Source organism: Minwuia sp., from assembly GCF_048007105.1.
Classification (GTDB): domain Bacteria; phylum Pseudomonadota; class Alphaproteobacteria; order Minwuiales; family Minwuiaceae; genus Minwuia.
In genome coordinates this window covers 548,976-565,137 of the sequence record NZ_CP180352.1, presented here as the reverse complement: position 1 = coordinate 565,137, position 16,162 = coordinate 548,976, and the positions used below count along the sequence as shown (strand labels likewise).

13 protein-coding genes, 1 tRNA gene and 1 pseudogene are annotated in these 16,162 nt (G+C 59.0%); 9 read left to right on the top strand and 6 right to left on the bottom strand.

Annotated features, from left to right (window positions below; genetic code table 11):
* Positions 1 to 91: 91 nt before the first annotated feature.
* Complete coding sequence (locus tag ACMVY4_RS02685) at positions 92 to 505, top strand: MucR family transcriptional regulator (RefSeq protein ID WP_416898654.1); 414 nt, start codon at positions 92 to 94, stop codon at positions 503 to 505.
* 5 nt (positions 506 to 510) lie between these two features.
* On the opposite strand, the gene ACMVY4_RS02680 is transcribed toward ACMVY4_RS02685, so the two are convergent.
* Both ACMVY4_RS02680 and ACMVY4_RS02675 read right to left on the bottom strand, forming a co-directional pair.
* A tRNA-Leu gene (locus ACMVY4_RS02680) sits at positions 511 to 597 on the bottom strand.
* A 47-nt stretch (positions 598 to 644) separates the two neighbouring features.
* Positions 645 to 848, bottom strand: coding sequence for a hypothetical protein (locus ACMVY4_RS02675; protein WP_416898653.1), 204 nt, complete (start codon positions 846 to 848; stop codon positions 645 to 647).
* A 175-nt stretch (positions 849 to 1,023) separates the two neighbouring features.
* On the opposite strand from ACMVY4_RS02675, the gene ACMVY4_RS02670 reads away from it, so the two are divergent.
* From ACMVY4_RS02670 to ACMVY4_RS02660, 3 genes are all read left to right on the top strand, one after another.
* Positions 1,024 to 1,344: a hypothetical protein gene (locus ACMVY4_RS02670; RefSeq protein ID WP_416898652.1), complete on the top strand. Its 321-nt coding sequence runs from the start codon at positions 1,024 to 1,026 to the stop codon at positions 1,342 to 1,344.
* A gap of 476 nt (positions 1,345 to 1,820) precedes the next feature.
* Positions 1,821 to 2,387: a tetratricopeptide repeat protein gene (locus ACMVY4_RS02665; protein ID WP_416898651.1), complete on the top strand. Its 567-nt coding sequence runs from the start codon at positions 1,821 to 1,823 to the stop codon at positions 2,385 to 2,387.
* Between the two features lie 320 nt (positions 2,388 to 2,707).
* On the top strand, positions 2,708 to 3,175 hold the full coding sequence (locus ACMVY4_RS02660) for a hypothetical protein (RefSeq protein WP_416898650.1): 468 nt from the start codon (positions 2,708 to 2,710) through the stop codon (positions 3,173 to 3,175).
* A gap of 1,454 nt (positions 3,176 to 4,629) precedes the next feature.
* On the opposite strand, the gene ACMVY4_RS02655 is transcribed toward ACMVY4_RS02660, so the two are convergent.
* The 4 genes and pseudogenes from ACMVY4_RS02655 to ACMVY4_RS02640 all read right to left on the bottom strand — a co-directional run bounded on the left by ACMVY4_RS02655 (position 4,630) and on the right by ACMVY4_RS02640 (position 9,040).
* Positions 4,630 to 5,592 (bottom strand): ParA family protein, encoded by a 963-nt coding sequence (locus tag ACMVY4_RS02655; RefSeq protein ID WP_416898649.1) that lies wholly within the window; start codon positions 5,590 to 5,592, stop codon positions 4,630 to 4,632.
* A 230-nt stretch (positions 5,593 to 5,822) separates the two neighbouring features.
* Entirely contained in the window at positions 5,823 to 6,401 is a 579-nt protein-coding gene (locus ACMVY4_RS02650; RefSeq protein ID WP_416898648.1) for a PolC-type DNA polymerase III, read from the bottom strand.
* 1,136 nt (positions 6,402 to 7,537) lie between these two features.
* Positions 7,538 to 7,849 (bottom strand): annotated as a pseudogene (locus ACMVY4_RS02645) (hypothetical protein); the annotation flags it as partial.
* A gap of 762 nt (positions 7,850 to 8,611) precedes the next feature.
* Positions 8,612 to 9,040 (bottom strand): integrase core domain-containing protein, encoded by a 429-nt coding sequence (locus tag ACMVY4_RS02640; protein WP_416900243.1) that lies wholly within the window; start codon positions 9,038 to 9,040, stop codon positions 8,612 to 8,614.
* Between the two features lie 1,091 nt (positions 9,041 to 10,131).
* Here ACMVY4_RS02640 and ACMVY4_RS02635 point away from each other — a divergent pair.
* From ACMVY4_RS02635 to asnB, 5 genes are all read left to right on the top strand, one after another.
* Entirely contained in the window at positions 10,132 to 11,559 is a 1,428-nt protein-coding gene (locus ACMVY4_RS02635; protein WP_416898647.1) for a site-specific DNA-methyltransferase, read from the top strand.
* Positions 11,556 to 12,206 carry a DUF5681 domain-containing protein gene (locus ACMVY4_RS02630; protein WP_416898646.1) on the top strand — a complete coding sequence of 217 codons (651 nt, stop codon included), beginning with the start codon at positions 11,556 to 11,558 and terminating at the stop codon, positions 12,204 to 12,206. Before ACMVY4_RS02635 ends, ACMVY4_RS02630 begins: the two co-directional genes overlap by 4 nt.
* Complete coding sequence (terL, locus tag ACMVY4_RS02625; protein ID WP_416898645.1) at positions 12,203 to 13,639, top strand: phage terminase large subunit; 1,437 nt, start codon at positions 12,203 to 12,205, stop codon at positions 13,637 to 13,639. Before ACMVY4_RS02630 ends, terL begins: the two co-directional genes overlap by 4 nt.
* Positions 13,640 to 13,947: 308 nt before the next feature.
* A complete protein-coding gene (locus tag ACMVY4_RS02620) occupies positions 13,948 to 14,106 on the top strand; it encodes a hypothetical protein (RefSeq protein WP_416898644.1) in 159 nt (52 codons plus the stop codon).
* A 24-nt stretch (positions 14,107 to 14,130) separates the two neighbouring features.
* Positions 14,131 to 16,050 (top strand): asparagine synthase (glutamine-hydrolyzing), encoded by a 1,920-nt coding sequence (gene asnB, locus ACMVY4_RS02615; RefSeq protein WP_416898643.1) that lies wholly within the window; start codon positions 14,131 to 14,133, stop codon positions 16,048 to 16,050.
* Positions 16,051 to 16,162: the final 112 nt, after the last annotated feature.

The following is a 16,162-nucleotide window of genomic DNA, read 5'->3' as shown; positions in this document are numbered from 1 at the left end:
GCCAAGTTCAAATTGGTCGGATAAGACAACGTTGGCGAGTGCCGTCCGTGCCTGTAGTTTCGTGCGAACAGTTCTGATTCGGGAGAATGTCGTGGAAGACGAAACTCAGGAAGTTGTACGGCTGACGGTAGACGTTGTTTCAGCCTATGTCGCAAACAACGTTGTTCCTTCCGACGAGCTTCCCGACCTGATCGCCAAAGTCAGCCAGGCTTTTGTTGGGGCGGCATCTGGGTCTGAAGAGCCTGAGTCAGAGCCCCTTGTCCCGGCCGTTTCCATCCGCAGTTCTATCAAGCCGGATCATCTGGTTTGCCTGGAAGACGGGAAAAAGATGACGATGCTGAAGCGTCATCTCAGAACAGACCACGACATGACCCCGGAAGAGTACCGCGCGAAGTGGAATCTGCCAGCGGACTATCCAATGGCCAGCCCCAACTACGTCGCGAAGAGGGCTGAGATGGCGAAGTCGATCGGCCTCGGGCGGAAGGGGCGCGGCGGCAAGTCCTGATGGTCTGGTCCGGGCGGCCGGACTTGAACCGGCACGGGCTGCTGCCCCTCAGATTTTAAGTCTAGTGCGTCTACCAGTTCCGCCACGCCCGGTCTGAGTAGATTGGCGAAGGGCCTGTCTCACACGCGGATGGCCAGGGTCAATTCACCTGGTCATCTGAAGTCCGTTCCGTTCGCTGCAATTCCTCCACCGCCTCCAATATCCGCCGCCAGACTGCTGCGCCATCCAGATCACCAGCATCCATCAGCTTGTCGGCTCTCGCGGCGGTCACGAACCCGGCCTCGTCGCCATAGCGCTCAACCATGAGCCACGCAGCGCGCCTTATATCGGGGTCTTCCATCATCGCCCGATTCTGCCATCACGCTGGATGCCTCTACCATACCGGGGGTGTGAGGCAGGGCCGTGTGAACATCAGCCCGGTCGGGTTGCTTGCGTCAGAAGGTAGCATTCAAACCGGGCGAGAACTCCCAATGTCTCTTCCCGTTGCTCAAAAACAACCTCCCTGAAGGAGAAGTACAATGAAGATTGCAACTGGTATCCTCACGTCCGCCTTCCTGATGATCGGTGCCTCTCAGGCCCTCGCCGGTGCCGACAAGACCATTGTTGGCGGTGGCTGGATCGCATCGACCGGCACTGTTGTCGCAGAGACCGACGAGAGCCTCACCATGGTCCCGAAGGACCGCCCGCATACGGCCCTGACCGTCGACCGATTCGGCGTCGAAGTCCCCCAGGACGTTGCTGTCGGCGATGAAGTGACCGTCGTCGGCGAGCTGAACGGCGCCGGCGAGGGTGCCGATGTCGAAGGCGTTCTGATTTCTCACACCGGCCCGAGCCAGTAACGGCGAATACGAGCCAGCCTGTCGTGCCGGTATTGCGGTACGACAGGCTAGCTCGACCCATGGTGGCGGCCATCCCATACTGCCGGCGTTGCCGGCGATCTGAACACCTGCATTCTACCAGATGGAACTGGAGGCTGGCTGGTTTCGCTCCGGACCCAAGTTCCTCAAGAATGTCCGGGTTGCATGCTGATCCCAGAAGGCTTTCGCGCGCAATCACCGGTACGATCAATATGGGAACCTAGGGCGCCGTGTTGAACATCAGGACCTGTTCTTGTTCCCCTACTTCCCGGCCAAGGGAGTCCGTTGTCATCAGGAGTCTCAGGCCTGCCCGTGCGGGCGGCCACCTCACCAGTACGTGCTCCAATTCCATATCACAGTTTGTACACTTGCGAGGCGCGGTGGAATAGATCACGGATGCTCGCGTTGGCCAAATGATTGGAAGAACGTTGAAGCACAGTCTATTGATAGGAACGCTCTTGGCGCTTGCGCTGTTTGCACCTTTACAGAAGTCAGCTGCGGGCGTCCAGGACGGCGCGGCCGCCTTAGAACGCGGCGAATATGCGAAGGCGTTCGAGATCTGGCAACCATTGGCGGAAGAAGGCGACCCACTGGCTCAATACAACCTGGCTCAACTCTTGCGGACAGGTCATGGCGTATCGAGAGATTTTGTGCTTGCGGCCTACTGGTATCGCCAAGCTGCGGAACAGGGTTTCGCTCGCGCCCAGTACAATCTGGGTCTCATGAACCTGAATGGCGATGGACTGGCCAAGGACCCATCTATGGCAGCCCATTGGTTTCTCAAATCTGCAGAGAACCGGCACGTTGATGCCCAAATTCAGCTTGGCCTGTTGCATTTGAAGGGCTTCCATCCAGAGGCCGACGTCGGCCGGGGCGCCATGTGGATCGAGATTGCGGCCTACAATGGATCAGCGACGGCTTTGAAGCTGCTCGAGGAGGTTCTCGAATCAATGACCCCGGCACAGGCTGAGAGGTCGACCGATCTTGTCCGTCAGTGTATCTCTCGGCAATTCAGGGATTGTTGAGCTTTTTGGGACCACTATGACCACCCCTAACGCGAGGAATTCTCTGGTATTCGCTCGAAGGGCTCATTGCTCAGCACAAGTGCGAGAATGAAAGAAAATCTCATTAGACATATAAGATGGGGGAACTCCACCAACGGGGCGGAGCGTCATTCGGCTGATGTGTCAGTTTTCACGCACCAGCGAACTGAGTTGTTTGGGCAATCGAATGAGATAGTCTGGCGCGCCGGATGAGGATGGCCCAACGATATGATCGAAGACTATCACAGGAGTTCGCAACGGGCCGCCATTCGGCCGCAACTCGCGAATGGCTGGGGGATGCAATGGGCAACTCTGAAGTCATTCCAGATCCACGTGAGAAAGATCTGCCCGCCGGCCAAATCCGTCTTCTGTATGAACACTGGTCCAGGCTCTTTCAGATCGAGGGAGTCGCTGACGCGAAGAGCGTCCACATTCCGGATCTCGGCGCGGTCGCAGGATTGGTCTCGCTCGCCGAGTTCGTTAGTACTGGATTTCGCATCAAGTTTGCGCACTTGAATCCAGCGCTCGCCGCAATGTCAGGGTTGACGGTGACAGACCAATATCTGGACAACCTGCCGGAAGGATCCCACCTCTCCAGATTTCTCCATGCTCTCTATCACGCAAGCCTCCTGTATCGAGTTCCGACGTTTAGCACTCTACCTGCATCTGAACCCGATTGCGGCTCAACATGGCAACAGCTTGCGCTTCCAATCGGTGAACAAGGCCGTGCGTCGAAGTTGCTGATAGGCGTGTGGCGAAGCAGTGTCTGAACGTTCCGAAGTGTGCCGATGGAATTCAGTGAACTAGGAAATAAGGCACCTTGAACCTAACGTGATCATTGCAGTTGCATGCACGTCTGCGTCGCCAGCGGCTTCAGCGGACAGAATCAGCGGCACGACTTACATCATCGACGCGGACGCCATCGAAACCCACGAGTAGCGGGATCCGTCTAAACGAGGGCAATGCCTCGAAGAACCAGCAACTCTGTCACCCCGAGAACGGCAGTTTGGGATGCGGGAAACAGAGGTCCATTGCCCTGGCTGACTAGATTGGTCGTACGCCTGTCTCATGCGAAGTCCCAAGCTCAGAGCGTTGTTGGCGACTGACCATCTTGGGCTTCCGGGGCTCGGAGTATCTGAACGCCCGGCTGGTCCGAAACCGCTGGGCTTTGGCATACCGCTGGAACTCGACCAATTGTTCGAATGTCGAGGAAGCCGGGTGTCGCAGCCGTTTGGGTATCTGGCGGGGTTGGTTCTTGGGGCGCGCTCTAGGGTGCCTGGCTGGGGAAACGCTGATATTTTTCTAATCTTGGCCTCAACTGTAGCTAGCGTTCGTTACATCGTGGAATCTTGACGGCATTAACCCCTTATTCAATAGGCGTTGCCTAGGTTGCTCGCTCGGTAGGTTGTGCCACCATTAGCGTATCAACTCCGCGGAGTCGCGTCACCAACGCTGCGGCTTCCAAATTTCAGGTAGCGGCGAGCCGTCCTTCTGTTCTGCGGAAGGGCGGTTTGTCGTTTCAGGGCGTTGTAGACCCTAGTGCCAGTCGCCTCTTGAGCCGATGAAGGGGCCGTCCCGCCCAAACTGCGGGGTAAGGGCGAGACGGCGAGCGGGCCGAACGCATCCAGCCCAAAACAAGCCTGTGCGAGTTCAAGAGAGATGTCTAGCGATTGCACGGATCACGCAGACCAAATTCGTCTCGCCTGAGACGCCGCCCCGCCCGAAAACCGGAGGGCCAGGCGGAGCGGCGCAGGGGTCGGTTGGTTCTTGTGAGCCATCCGAGGCGCGATCGTGCGGGCGCCGATACCATATGTCCAGAAGTTCTAGAAACGTGACACTGACAAGCTTTCGTTACCGCGAAATCGTTCACTGAGGTGGTTCAGCGTTTGGTCTCAGCGCAAAGAGGCGGAAAACTCCACAATCCGGCGGTCCAGCGTTGGGGCTCAGCGCATCAACCATCGGACTCTGCCTATGGTCACAGGAAGGATTGGTCGCAGGCCACCGTCAGAGTTGTGGAGTTGGCCTTGGCGCATGCCATCCGCAACAAGGTTGAGAGCGCCTATCAGCGCGGCGATCTGTTTGAGAAGCGCAAAAGTTTGATGAATCTTGTGCGAGGTTCAGCGAATCGCCTCCGAAACGGGATGAAGAAGCCCCAAGCGTGATCTCGATAAACCGAATACCCCCCTAGACTGGGCTAAAGATGCCCGGAAGTCCTAATGCTTCATTATCTCCAAATCGTATGAAGCAGCCGCTGGAGCATTTGTCGAACTGTAAATTGCTTTCTGTATTCGGACCTGTCGAAGCGGATCTTCGACTTCTTTGATCGGTCAGCCCTCGATATTTGGTTGTCGAGCCATTCTTGTATCGTTCTTTCCATTTCAAAAACCTGAGCCTCGATGGTTCGGATGCTACTATCATTTGAGACTGTGGATAGAAGTTTAGATGCTGCATATAAATACGCTATCGCCGGCGGTGAATTGCAAAAATCCAAGAATATGGTTCGTTTGGTTTCAGCTCCAATCTCAAAAAGATCGCTAAATGGGATCTCTGCAACAAGCGTGCGCGTGTTACGATGGGCGCGGAACTCATTGATACGTTCTCGGCTCTTCGTTGACCATGGCGGCACTCTGGTAAAAAGGATCAGGGGATCGGCCGCGTGCGATCGCTCCGCATTGCGCAGTCGGCGCACGGTCTCTTCCAGTCGCTCGAATCCATCCATGGCAAATCGCTCTGGCGGCAAGGGCGCCAGAATGAAATCTGCGACGACCAACGCATTAACGCTGAGGATGCCGAGCGACGGCGGGCAATCGAAAACAATCCAATCAAAGCCGTCGGCAAGCTGACCGATGTTGGCTCCCAGACGAAGCAGGTTGGGTTCGTCGGCGTCGATTTCCAATTTCACGCCGGCCAGCTCAATCGAAGAAGGCAAGACGAAGAGATTGGGGAAAACTGTCGGTAGGCAGGAGTGCTCCGTGATCGGAGTGTCGCCCGTCGCGGCCTCATAAGAGCGAGGATAGTTGTTTTCGGCGCCTTCCAGGCCAAGAGCATTGGTTGCATTGCCCTGGGCGTCCAGATCAACCAGAAGAACCCGCCTAGAAGCTGCCGCGAACGCAACGGACAAATGCACCGCGGTCGTCGTCTTCCCGACGCCACCTTTCTGATTGGAGATCGCTAGGAATGTTGGCATCGGAGATTTCGACTACACAAGCAACACTTGAATTTCTAGGGCCTCCAAAGGGATACAGCTACGCAGCATGTCGCCAGCGCCTCAATGCAAACAGCATCGAGCGCCGACCGGTGATGTTGATAGGCCCGACTCGACTTCTTTGGTGCCACAGGAACCGTTAACGCAGCATGATCAGCTTACTCAAGGCTGTTGAACACCAGCGTGTTGCTGCAAAGAACTGCCGGACTTTCTCATCGCGTCAACTGCCGGAGGTTGTCGTAGATGAGTAGTGCTGCATGAGCATCGCTCAACGCCCGATGATCCGGTTCAACCTCAACGCCCAAATGCTTCGCTACATCGGCCAGCTTGTACGACCGGAGCGAAAGGGTCTCACGCGCGAGCGCGAGGATGTCCTGATATTCGTTGTTTCCCCTTATCCCAAGCCGCAGCCACTCGGCGGAAAGGAACTTGGCGTCAAAGGGCGCATTGTAGGCGATCAGCGGCAGATCGCCGATGAACCGATACAGGTCCTCGAAAGCATGCTCGGGCGGCAGGTCATGCCGTCTGATCTGCGCCGTTGTGATGCCCGTGATCTCGGTAATCTTTTTTGGCACCTCTACGCCCGGATTGACGAGTGTTTGGAAGGTCGTCTGAAGCTCCTTGGACGGGTTGAACCGTATTGCACCGATTTCGATCACGCGCGACTCGCTCGGCTTCAAGCCGGTTGTCTCGAAATCGATACAGACGAACTGATCGCCGGGGCCCGGCCACGGAACGTTGCTGAGCGGCGATTGGTGTCCGCCAAACAGCCGGCCAAACCATCCAGCCATCAATTCCTCCGCATACCTGAAGTAAACTTAACGGCAAGCGACCACACGCACCCATATCATTGGTTGCGTCGTTTGTCCCAGTGTCGCTCGGCGCGTTTGACGGCTGCGATCCAAGACCGATACACAAGTACCAAAATAGCCTGAGAAATCAGCGTGCGCTCCAACCCCTCCGACGCGAAGGACCTTCAGACGGCTCAATATTTCAATCGGTCGTGCTCAAGTAACAGCCAGTTCAGGCCGGCTGACGCTGTACTATGGAGGATCGCTTTAGGGTTTGAGCCAAGATGGCCTCCCGGTTGAATTGTCCGGAACCCACTCATTCTCCTCTGCGAATGGGTTAGTGGTATGGAACGAATCGATCTGACAGATGACGAGTGGGATTTTTCTTGGGTTTTGGGTCCAGGCGCAGCAGTGTGGCGCGATGATCGGCAGGTGCTGAACGGGATTTTGCATCCTGCGAACAGGTCCCGCGAAGCGTGATTTTCCCGAATGGATTGGACCGTGAACATCGGTCTGTAGTCGGTACCTACGATGGGGAGAACGGGGCGGCTGGCGTGGCTTTTTTTTTAAGCATTGGCCCGGCAGCAGGCGGATGCTCTTGTCTTCGTCGACAGTTCCATCGTCAGAGCCCATTGCGCAGCAGCCAGCTCAAAAAGAGAGGGGGGAAGTGGCGGGGGGGGGGGGAACCGCTCGCGCCATGCTCACTGGACGGTCTTATTCACCCGCTGGGCGACGCGGACTGCACAATCTGGAATCACGCAGCTGTCGAAGCAGCCGGACGGCCGCTGAGGCCATCGTCTCTGCCGGCCAGGTACCGAAAGCCGGATGATGCCGGCACTTCGGCAATGGGAGAATGCACCGATCGCCATTGTTGCGGACAATGCGTATGCCAGCGATCGAACCGGGCAGGCCATTGGCGACGAAGGTGCACTGCCGGTAATTCACGCCAAGCGCGGATACACAATCCGCTACCGCTCGGCGCTCGCCCATGTGCACAAAGGAACATCCTTTAACGCTTCTGTTGCGGCAGGAAAGACATGCGCCGCAAAGCAACCCGCTACGAAAAGCTCAACCGAAACTTCTTCTCGATGCTCCACAACTTCGCCATCAGATGTTGGGCTGCGGGAGCCCACACTCTAGTTCAGATATTTCGGAGACAATTTTTCTGCGCGTCGCGGGCCGGCCTTGAACTGGGCTTCAGTCATGTCCTGAGCCAACTTGTCCCGCTTCGTGGCGGCATCAACATGCCCCTTGCGTGCGGCGATATCCAGAAGTGCCCATGCCTGAATCTTATCTTCCGGGACGCTACGGCCATCAACGAACAGCTCCGCCAATGATGTCAGCGCGGCCATATGACCGGCGCGCGCAGCAACTTGGTACCAGTCGGCTGCTTTCTCCAATCGCGGCTCAGGTGTGCCTTCGCCGCGCTCGAACATCTGAGCGGCCCGAAAGCTCGCCTCAACGTTTCCGTCTCCTCCGGCACTTACAAACTCTTACAATGCGGCCGTATGATCGCCGGCAGCGTACATTTTCTCTGCTTCTTCGAAACCGGCAGCAGATGGTTGAAATAACCCCGCCAGGAACAGGACGGTGCCAGCTGCCAACAGGGAATTCCTCAACATCAATCAGCTCCTTTTCGACCATGTGACCGATGACATATGCAAGACCTGATTGCAAGAGGGTCGGATTGCGCAATCAGCGCTAGCGCCAAATCGCTTTGAGATGTGGAGCAGGATGTCGGCGTCGAGCAGGCCATAGCGTACGCCCTCGTGGGATCTTCTGACACACGTCATTCGATATCGCTCAGGACCGCGGGCAACAGGTCAGGTCCGAGCGAAAGAGTTCAGCGTGGCGCGGCAGCAAGTGTGTCAACGTCTGGCCGCTATAAGGCTTGGGCGGTGTGACGGACATCGATTGTCAGCGCTGCCCCTAAACCTTACATCATCCACGCGAACCAAATCGATGAGAGGTGAGTGTCAAAGATGTCTCTTCGGAAGGGTCACCAGCTGTTCGGGAAAACCAAGATCGCCCGCCGTGACCGCAAATGCGATCTCTGCGGCGAGCGGTTCCAGTCTGGAATGGTATCGATTGAGCGCGGTTTCATTGTCAGTGCTGCTTGCACGGATTGCTCCAAACGAGCGGCGCTTAGGGGGGTCACGATTGACGATGCAAGGACGCCTGCCCTGCTGACCCCGACACCTAAAGAGCCACTACCTCAGGAATGAGGCCCGGTGCTCTTCGCTGAGTATCGCGATAGGCGCCTTCTGCGCATCACGATAATTGACCGCCTTCTCAATTTTTCGACCGTGCACCGAGTGCGCCCATGAGCTGGTCGCATGGGCACTGACCAGCCCCCAAGTGTTGGCCCGGACGGAATATTGGGGCGATGACGATTTTCCCGCGGCGCTGGCCGACTGGCGAATCAGCGCGGAGCCTGACGGCATAATGACACCTGGAGCCCGCGGAGGGTTTCCGAGACGGCTGTGCGGCTGTCTCGCGTTGTAGGGACAATACCATTGTTCGTTGACCTCTTGCGCCTCTTTCAAAGTGTAGAAGGTTTCCTCGTCGAGCAACTCAACGCGGAGCCCGTCATTGAAGCTCTCTCTTTTCGCGCATGCGACGCATACGCTTCCAGGCAGTAGCTGAAGCCGTTCTTCCCGGGTGACCCCGGCTCGATGGGGCCGTTCTGTCGCCCACCGTTGATATCCAGCGCTGCATGGCCTCTACGATGAACTCTGGACCATCTTCGGAACGAAGCGGGGTGACGGGGCCGCGTAGAATGAACAGGCCCGTTAGACCCGCTCCGGTCAGCTGGTGAATAGCCTCAAGTCCTGGCTGGAGACGTGACTAACCCTGGTCCCTTCGCGCTGCGGCATGGCGAAGGAGATCCTCAGTGCGCTCCTCCGTAGTTCGGCACTCTGTCTCTTCTTTGACGCCGACTGGTTCGAACTCGACAACATTGCAGCCAGACGCGCCATTCGGCCGGTTGCCCCGGCAGGCAGAGGCACCTATCGGCCGGGTTTCACGGCGGCGTCGACCGACGGGCAATCGTGACTTCGTTGATCGCGACAGGGAGACTCAAGAATATTAAACCATTAGCATAATTGAAAGACGCGTTTGGACATACGATGAACAGTCATACGGTGAGGCGTATCAATGGCTTTCGCGTTGGAAATGATGAGTCCTAGTATACTTTCAATTGACCAAGGTGCGAAAAATCTGCGCGTACCACTGATCTATCTTCGACACTCCGAGATTCTCTAGTTTTTCAAGAACGGCCAGTTCGGCCGCGGTCATGGTAGCTGAAATCGGCTCCTGTTCGTCCTTGTTCGGTCAGTCCTCGAATTCAATTGCGAAGAGCCGAGCTGGGCTGATTGGTGCCGGATTGCAATCAGATGAACTCGCCTGGTTCCGTGGCCATAAAGAGTAAATAAAACAATCGGTTGCACTGAATGCGGGCGGCAATATTCTCTTATTGTAGATCCTAACCTCAAATGACTTGCGCCAAATGACCAGTTTGTAGGAGTATCAAGCCAGCGGTCTTTGATTCGCCGCATCGGGTGAAGCTATGTTTTCACCCTGAATCGCAGCATCCGTCAGCCGGCACTTCAGCCGACTGAGTTCCGGAAGCAGTCGAACCACGACCACCGCGGGAACCGCGGCGGGAAAGGTGCGACTGTTTCGGTCTGCATGCTTCCAGCCGCCTCCTGCACAACAAGAGGAGGCAGCAATGCCGCGTTCGAATGCTAATAACCTAGACTTGGCTCGCGGGTCCAACCTTACCCCGTTCCTTGCTCGCCACGTTGCGATGCGGCCGATCGACGATGTGAAGTCTTATGCCGGGACTGCACGGCGGCATCCTCCGGAGCAGGTTGCAAAGCTCGAGAAGGCACTCCGCAGCTTCGGTTTCGTGGTCCCGCTGCTGGTCGATACAGAAGGTACCTTGCTCGACGGCCACGCGGTTCTGACTGCAGCACAGAAGATCGGACTGTGTGAAGTACCGGTCATTCAGATCGCGCACCTGACCCCGAAGGAAGTTAAAGCCCTTCGATTGTTTCTCAATCGGGTGCCAGAAGACACCCGGTGGGAACCCGATGCCCTTCGCCTCGAGTTTGAAACCGTCTTCGGTGGCGAGATCACCTTCGATCCGGACCTGACCGGGTTCACCATGAGCGAAATCGATGCCTCGCTCGGTGCTGCTCAACTCGCCGCCTCCGGCGCTTCGGATGCCGATGACGCGGTGCTCGAGTGTCCTGAGGCCGAGGACTGCGCCGTTCGCCCCGGCGACATCTGGATACTTGGTCCGCACCGCCTGCTGTGCGCCAACGCGCTGCTCGACGAAAGCTGGGCAAGACTGATGTGGAGCGAACGCGCTGCCGCGGTGATCACTGACCCGCCCTACAATGTTCGTATTCGCGGCCATGTCACGACAAGGCGGGACGGCGCTGCCCACCGGGAGTTCGCGTTCGCTTCCGGCGAGATGACGCCAGCCAAATACACGAATTTCCTGAAGACCATCTTCGCGCACATGCGGCGCATCATTCAGGGCAACGGGTTGCACTACGTCTTCATGGACTGGCGTCATCTCGGAGAGTTGGGCGAGGCCGGAAGGATCCTCGGCCGGCAGGTCAACCTTTGCGTCTGGAACAAGACCAATGCCGGGATGGGGTCGCTGTATCGTTCCAAGCACGAGTTGATCGGCGTATTCATCACCGGCGACGGTTCGCCGATCAACAACGTTCAACTTGGTAAGCACGGTCGCTACCGCACCAATGTATGGGACTACGCAGGTGCTAACACCTTTCGGCGCGGCCGGGCGGAGGATCTCGAAGATCATCCGACCGTCAAACCAGTCGCCCTGCTCGCCGATGCTCTTCTCGACTGTACGCACCGCGGCGACATCGTCGCGGACCCCTTCGCTGGAAGTGGTTCGCTGATCCTTGCCGCCGACAGAACCGGACGACGCGCCCGGGCGATGGAAATCGATCCAGCCTATGTCGAGGTTGCGATCCGGCGCTGGCAGGATCGAACCGGCGGGACTGCCCACCACGCGCAATCCGACCTCTCCTTCAATGAAGTCGCAGCCCTCCGAAAAACCGGTGTGGAACCGGTCAGGCACCGCTCTCGCCGTTCATCGAAGGGAGACAACTCGAAATGACTGATCGGGGTCGCAAAGATGACGTCGGCTACGGCAAACCTCCGAGACACACCCGCTTTCAAAAGGGACAGTCGGGCAATCCGAAAGGACGCCCGAAGGGATCGCGCAACATTTCCACACTTGTCGAGCGCGCGCTCCGTAAGCCCATCACAATCACCGAGGCGGGCGAACGCCGAACTATGTCTCGCGCCGAGGCGATCGCCACACGTCTGATCAGTGACGCATTGTCGGGAAAACACCCTGCGCAGAAGCTTGTCATCGAGATGGATCGAGAGCTCGAACTCCGCCAGCAACGCAAGGAGGAGATCAAAGCAGCAGGAACAGAGGCGAGGAACGATACAGACAGGCGACTGATCGAGACGTATCTGCGCAGCAACGGACTGAACACGTCCTTCGTCAGAGACGGACCGCCGAACGATCGATCAGAAGCGACAGTCGAACCATTGGAAGACGGTGCGGTCGCCACGGATCCTTCAACGTCAGGTGGAGGGGATGTAGAGGCCCCCCGGTCCAGTACTGCCGTCAGTGAGCAATCGGCTACTCCCGAACGCTTTTCCGATGATGCTGAAGACGGGACTTCGCCCGGGGCCAGGTCACGCACGCGAACACGGAACCGGCACCGTCCGGAGCGGGAGGTCAAGCAATGAGCGAACGAGAAATCGTACACGCGATGTTGCGCCAGGACTTCCTACCGTTCCTGCTCTGGGCATTTGATGTCACTCATCAAGACGGCCAGATGGTGGAAGCTCCCTATGTCGACGCGATCTGTCACTGGCTGGTTTCGAATTTGTCGAGGGAAGCCGCGCGGCTCCTGATCGCGCTGCCACCCCGCCATCTCAAATCCTTCATCGTATCAGTTGCTTATCCGGCCTGGTGCCTGGGGCGGGACCCGACGCTGAAGATGATGATTGTCTCCTATGGCGAGGATCTCGCCCGTGAGCACAGTGTCATCTTCCGGCGCCTGCTGGCTCACCCCCGGTTCGGCGAAATCTTTCCAGATTTCCGCATTGATCGAGACACTGACCTTGAACTGCGTACAAGGGCAGGAGGATATCGACGCGCTGTCTCCCGCGCAGGCTCGATCACGGGACATGGAGCCGACCTGATCATCGCAGATGACCTGATGAAGGCCGACGAGGTGCATTCCCCGCAGGTTCGAGAAACCGTCCGGCGACAGTTCAGCGAGACAATCTCGACCCGTCTCAACAATCCGAGCGCCGGCGCAATTATCGTTGTACAGCAACGCCTGCACGTAGATGATCTTGCTGCTCATCTTCTCGATGTCGGCTACGACAGCATGATCTTGCCTGCAATCGCAGAGCGGGACACCGAGTTCGAGCTGGGAGGTGGCCGGACCTGGTCCCGCAGGCAGGGAGATCTGCTCATTCCGGAACGGTTCTCCCAAGAAGAGCTCAATCGACTTCGAAGACAGCTCAGCGACGCCGCCTTCGAGGCGCAATACCAGCAGAACCCAGTGCCGCGCGGCGGGGCACGGGTAGACATGTCCCGGGTCCGGCGTCACGAAGGTTCACTCGATCCAGACGCCTACCCACTGAAGTTCCAGAGTTGGGACACGGCCTCAGGCCTGGGCCCTCGCAATGACTATTCAGTCTGCACGACCTGGGGCTGGTCGGATAATAGCAGGTACTGGGTTCTCATCGACCTCTGGCGTGGCCAGATCGACTATGTTGACCTGAAGGAGATGGTGCTTCACCGGCAACGTTCCTGCGACGCGATGCGTGTTTACGTCGAAGCTGCTGACGTGGGCCGTTCCGTGGTAAATGAATGCCTCCGCGCCGGCCACCAATGGATCTGGAAGACCATGCCGCGCGAACCGAAAGAGGTCCGGTTCGAAACAAACATAGGACGGCTCTACGATGGTTCCGCTGCGCTCCCGGCCGAGGCACCGTGGCTTGAGGAACTGGAGCGCGAACTCCGAGCGTTTCCGGACGGAGATCATGACGATCAGGTCGACAGCGTCGTACAGGCACTTCGGATGATCGGTAGCAACCACGGTGAGATCATGAGAAACACCGACCCGACCACGGGCCGTCCGCGAAGGTCCCGCCGGAGAAGATGACCTGAGATCCCAATCTCGTCTGGCTCTTGGTAGATCCCGACGGTTGATTGATGGTGGTATGACAAGCCTGCGCCGGTGGTGCCCCGGACGGGCTTGTGCGGCGATCTCGGCTGGTGTCCGGCCAACCGGCTCGAATCTTGCCTGACAGTGTCGTAGCCCTCAACTCAGGCACTCAGGACCGCCACGACATCTCTACGCTGCATTTGAGCCTAGGTTACTGCCTGCTAGCCGCGATCGCCGGCGACCTTGGCCCCGGCATACCGCAGTCAGGCTTGCCTTCCTGGCAGACATGAGCGATCAATTGGCGCTTGGGCTCACCGAGCCCAGAAGGAACGCAGCGCCTTGGCGATCTCGAGCCAGTCGATCCGCAAATCTTATATCCGCCGGAGAGCTTCATCGCCGATCTGCCGCAAGCCACTGTGACGCGTTTCGGCGACTATCAGGTCTACGAGTTCGATGACGGCTGACGACGCACAGGACAGGGTCCCGCCATGTGCGGCATAGCCGGATTCCTGGGCCGCCCCGGCTCCGCCGAGGCACTGGAGCGGACCGCCCGGGCGATGGCCGACGCGATGACCCGACGCGGGCCGGACGACGCCGGAAGCTGGGCCGACGCTGAGGCCGGCGCCGCGTTCGGGCACCGCAGGCTTTCGATCATCGACCTGTCCCGGAGCGGGCATCAGCCGATGGCGTCGGCGAACGGCCGCTTCGTCATCTGCTACAACGGCGAGGTCTACAACGCACCGGAGATGCGGAGCGAACTGGAAGCCGCCGGTTCCGTCTTCCGGGGGCATTCGGACACCGAGGTCCTGCTGGAGAGCATCGCCCTCCACGGCCTCGACGCCACGCTGCCGAAGCTGATCGGCATGTTCGCCTTCGCGCTCTGGGACCGGGAGCGGCGGGAACTGACGCTGGTCCGCGACCGCCTGGGCATCAAGCCGCTCTACTGGGCTCTCTTTGGCAGCTCGTTCCTGTTCGGCTCGGAGCTTTCGGCGTTGGAGCAGCATCCGGATTTCACCGGCGAGATCGATCGCGCAGCGCTGACGAGCTTCCTCCGCTTCAACTACGTCCCCGCGCCACAATGCATATATCGCGGCGTTCAGAAGCTAATGCCGGGATACAGATTGACGATCTCAGCCGGCGGGGCGCCGCGGATCGAAGCGTGGTGGTCGCTCGCCAATGTCCGCGACCGCGGGCTGGCTCATCCCTTCGAGGGCAGCGACGAGACGGCGACCGATGCCCTGGACGAGATCCTTGGCGACGCGGTCGGCAAACGCATGATCGCCGACGTGCCGCTCGGGGCGTTTCTGTCCGGCGGCGTGGATTCCTCGACCGTCGCGGCGCTGATGCAGGCGCGGTCCTCAACGCCGGTCCGCACCTTCACCATCGGCTTCGACGAGCCCGGCTACAACGAGGCCGAGCACGCCAAAGCCGTGGCGGCCCATCTCGGCACCGACCATACGGAGTTCTACGTCACGGCTGCCGAGGCGCAGGCTGTCATCCCCGATCTGCCGTCGATCTACGACGAACCCTTTGCCGACGCCTCGCAGATCCCGACCTTTCTCGTCTCCCGCATGACCCGCGAACACGTCACCGTGGCGCTCTCCGGCGACGGCGGTGACGAACTGTTCGGCGGCTACAACCGCTATTTCCAGGCCCCGTCGATCCTGTCCCGGACGCGCCGGCTGCCGGGGCCTGCGCTGCGCGCCGGGGCCGGGCTGATCCGGTCGGTCCCGCCCGCGCGGCTGTCGCGCCTGCTCGCCGGCGTGCCGCGGATCGGCGGCATTCCGATGCTGGGCGAAAAGCTGCACAAGATCGCCGACATTCTGGGCCGGTCGCCGGAAGACGCCTTCCGCGCCCTGGTAAGCCAGTGGCAGGACCCTGACCGGCTGGTCATCGGCGGCCGGGAGACCGTCGATCCGGTATGGAAAGAGGCCGCCGGCGACCTCGAAGGCTTTGCGGCGCGCATGCAGTTCGTCGATACGCTGACCTATCTGCCCGACGACATCCTGACCAAGGTCGACCGCGCCTCCATGGCTGTCTCACTGGAGGCGCGTGTGCCCATGATCGACCACCGGGTGGTCGAATTCGCGTGGTCGCTGCCACAGCACCTCAAGATCCGTGGCGGCGAAGGCAAGTGGATCCTGCGGCAACTGCTCTGTCGCCATGTGCCGCGCGACCTGATCGAGCGGCCGAAGATGGGCTTCGGCATTCCCATCGAGAGCTGGCTGCGCGGTCCGTTGCGCGACTGGGCCGAGGACCTGCTGTCGGAAGAGAGGCTGCGCCGCGATGGCTGGTTCGATCCCGCGCCGATCAGGGCGTGCTGGGAGGAACACCTGTCGGGCCGGCGCAACTGGCAGTACCGGCTGTGGGGCGTTATGATGTTCAACGCTTGGGCCGACCGGCGCTAGAGACCGAGCGCGTCCAGAACCGCCTGATTGATCGAACCGGGTTTCGGCGAGTTCCCGCCCTCGCTGGCCATGGGACTCGCGAAGCGCCGGATCTTCGACATAGCGCGCCATC

Coding starts and splice junctions, on each gene's coding strand:
- ACMVY4_RS02675 (WP_416898653.1), bottom strand. CDS start 848: ATGATGGAAGACCCCGATATAAGGCGCGCTGCGTGGCTCATGGTTGAG.
- ACMVY4_RS02670 (WP_416898652.1), top strand. CDS start 1,024: ATGAAGATTGCAACTGGTATCCTCACGTCCGCCTTCCTGATGATCGGT.
- ACMVY4_RS02660 (WP_416898650.1), top strand. CDS start 2,708: ATGGGCAACTCTGAAGTCATTCCAGATCCACGTGAGAAAGATCTGCCC.
- ACMVY4_RS02655 (WP_416898649.1), bottom strand. CDS start 5,592: ATGCCAACATTCCTAGCGATCTCCAATCAGAAAGGTGGCGTCGGGAAG.
- ACMVY4_RS02650 (WP_416898648.1), bottom strand. CDS start 6,401: ATGGCTGGATGGTTTGGCCGGCTGTTTGGCGGACACCAATCGCCGCTC.
- ACMVY4_RS02635 (WP_416898647.1), top strand. CDS start 10,132: ATGCCGCGTTCGAATGCTAATAACCTAGACTTGGCTCGCGGGTCCAAC.
- ACMVY4_RS02630 (WP_416898646.1), top strand. CDS start 11,556: ATGACTGATCGGGGTCGCAAAGATGACGTCGGCTACGGCAAACCTCCG.
- terL (WP_416898645.1), top strand. CDS start 12,203: ATGAGCGAACGAGAAATCGTACACGCGATGTTGCGCCAGGACTTCCTA.
- asnB (WP_416898643.1), top strand. CDS start 14,131: ATGTGCGGCATAGCCGGATTCCTGGGCCGCCCCGGCTCCGCCGAGGCA.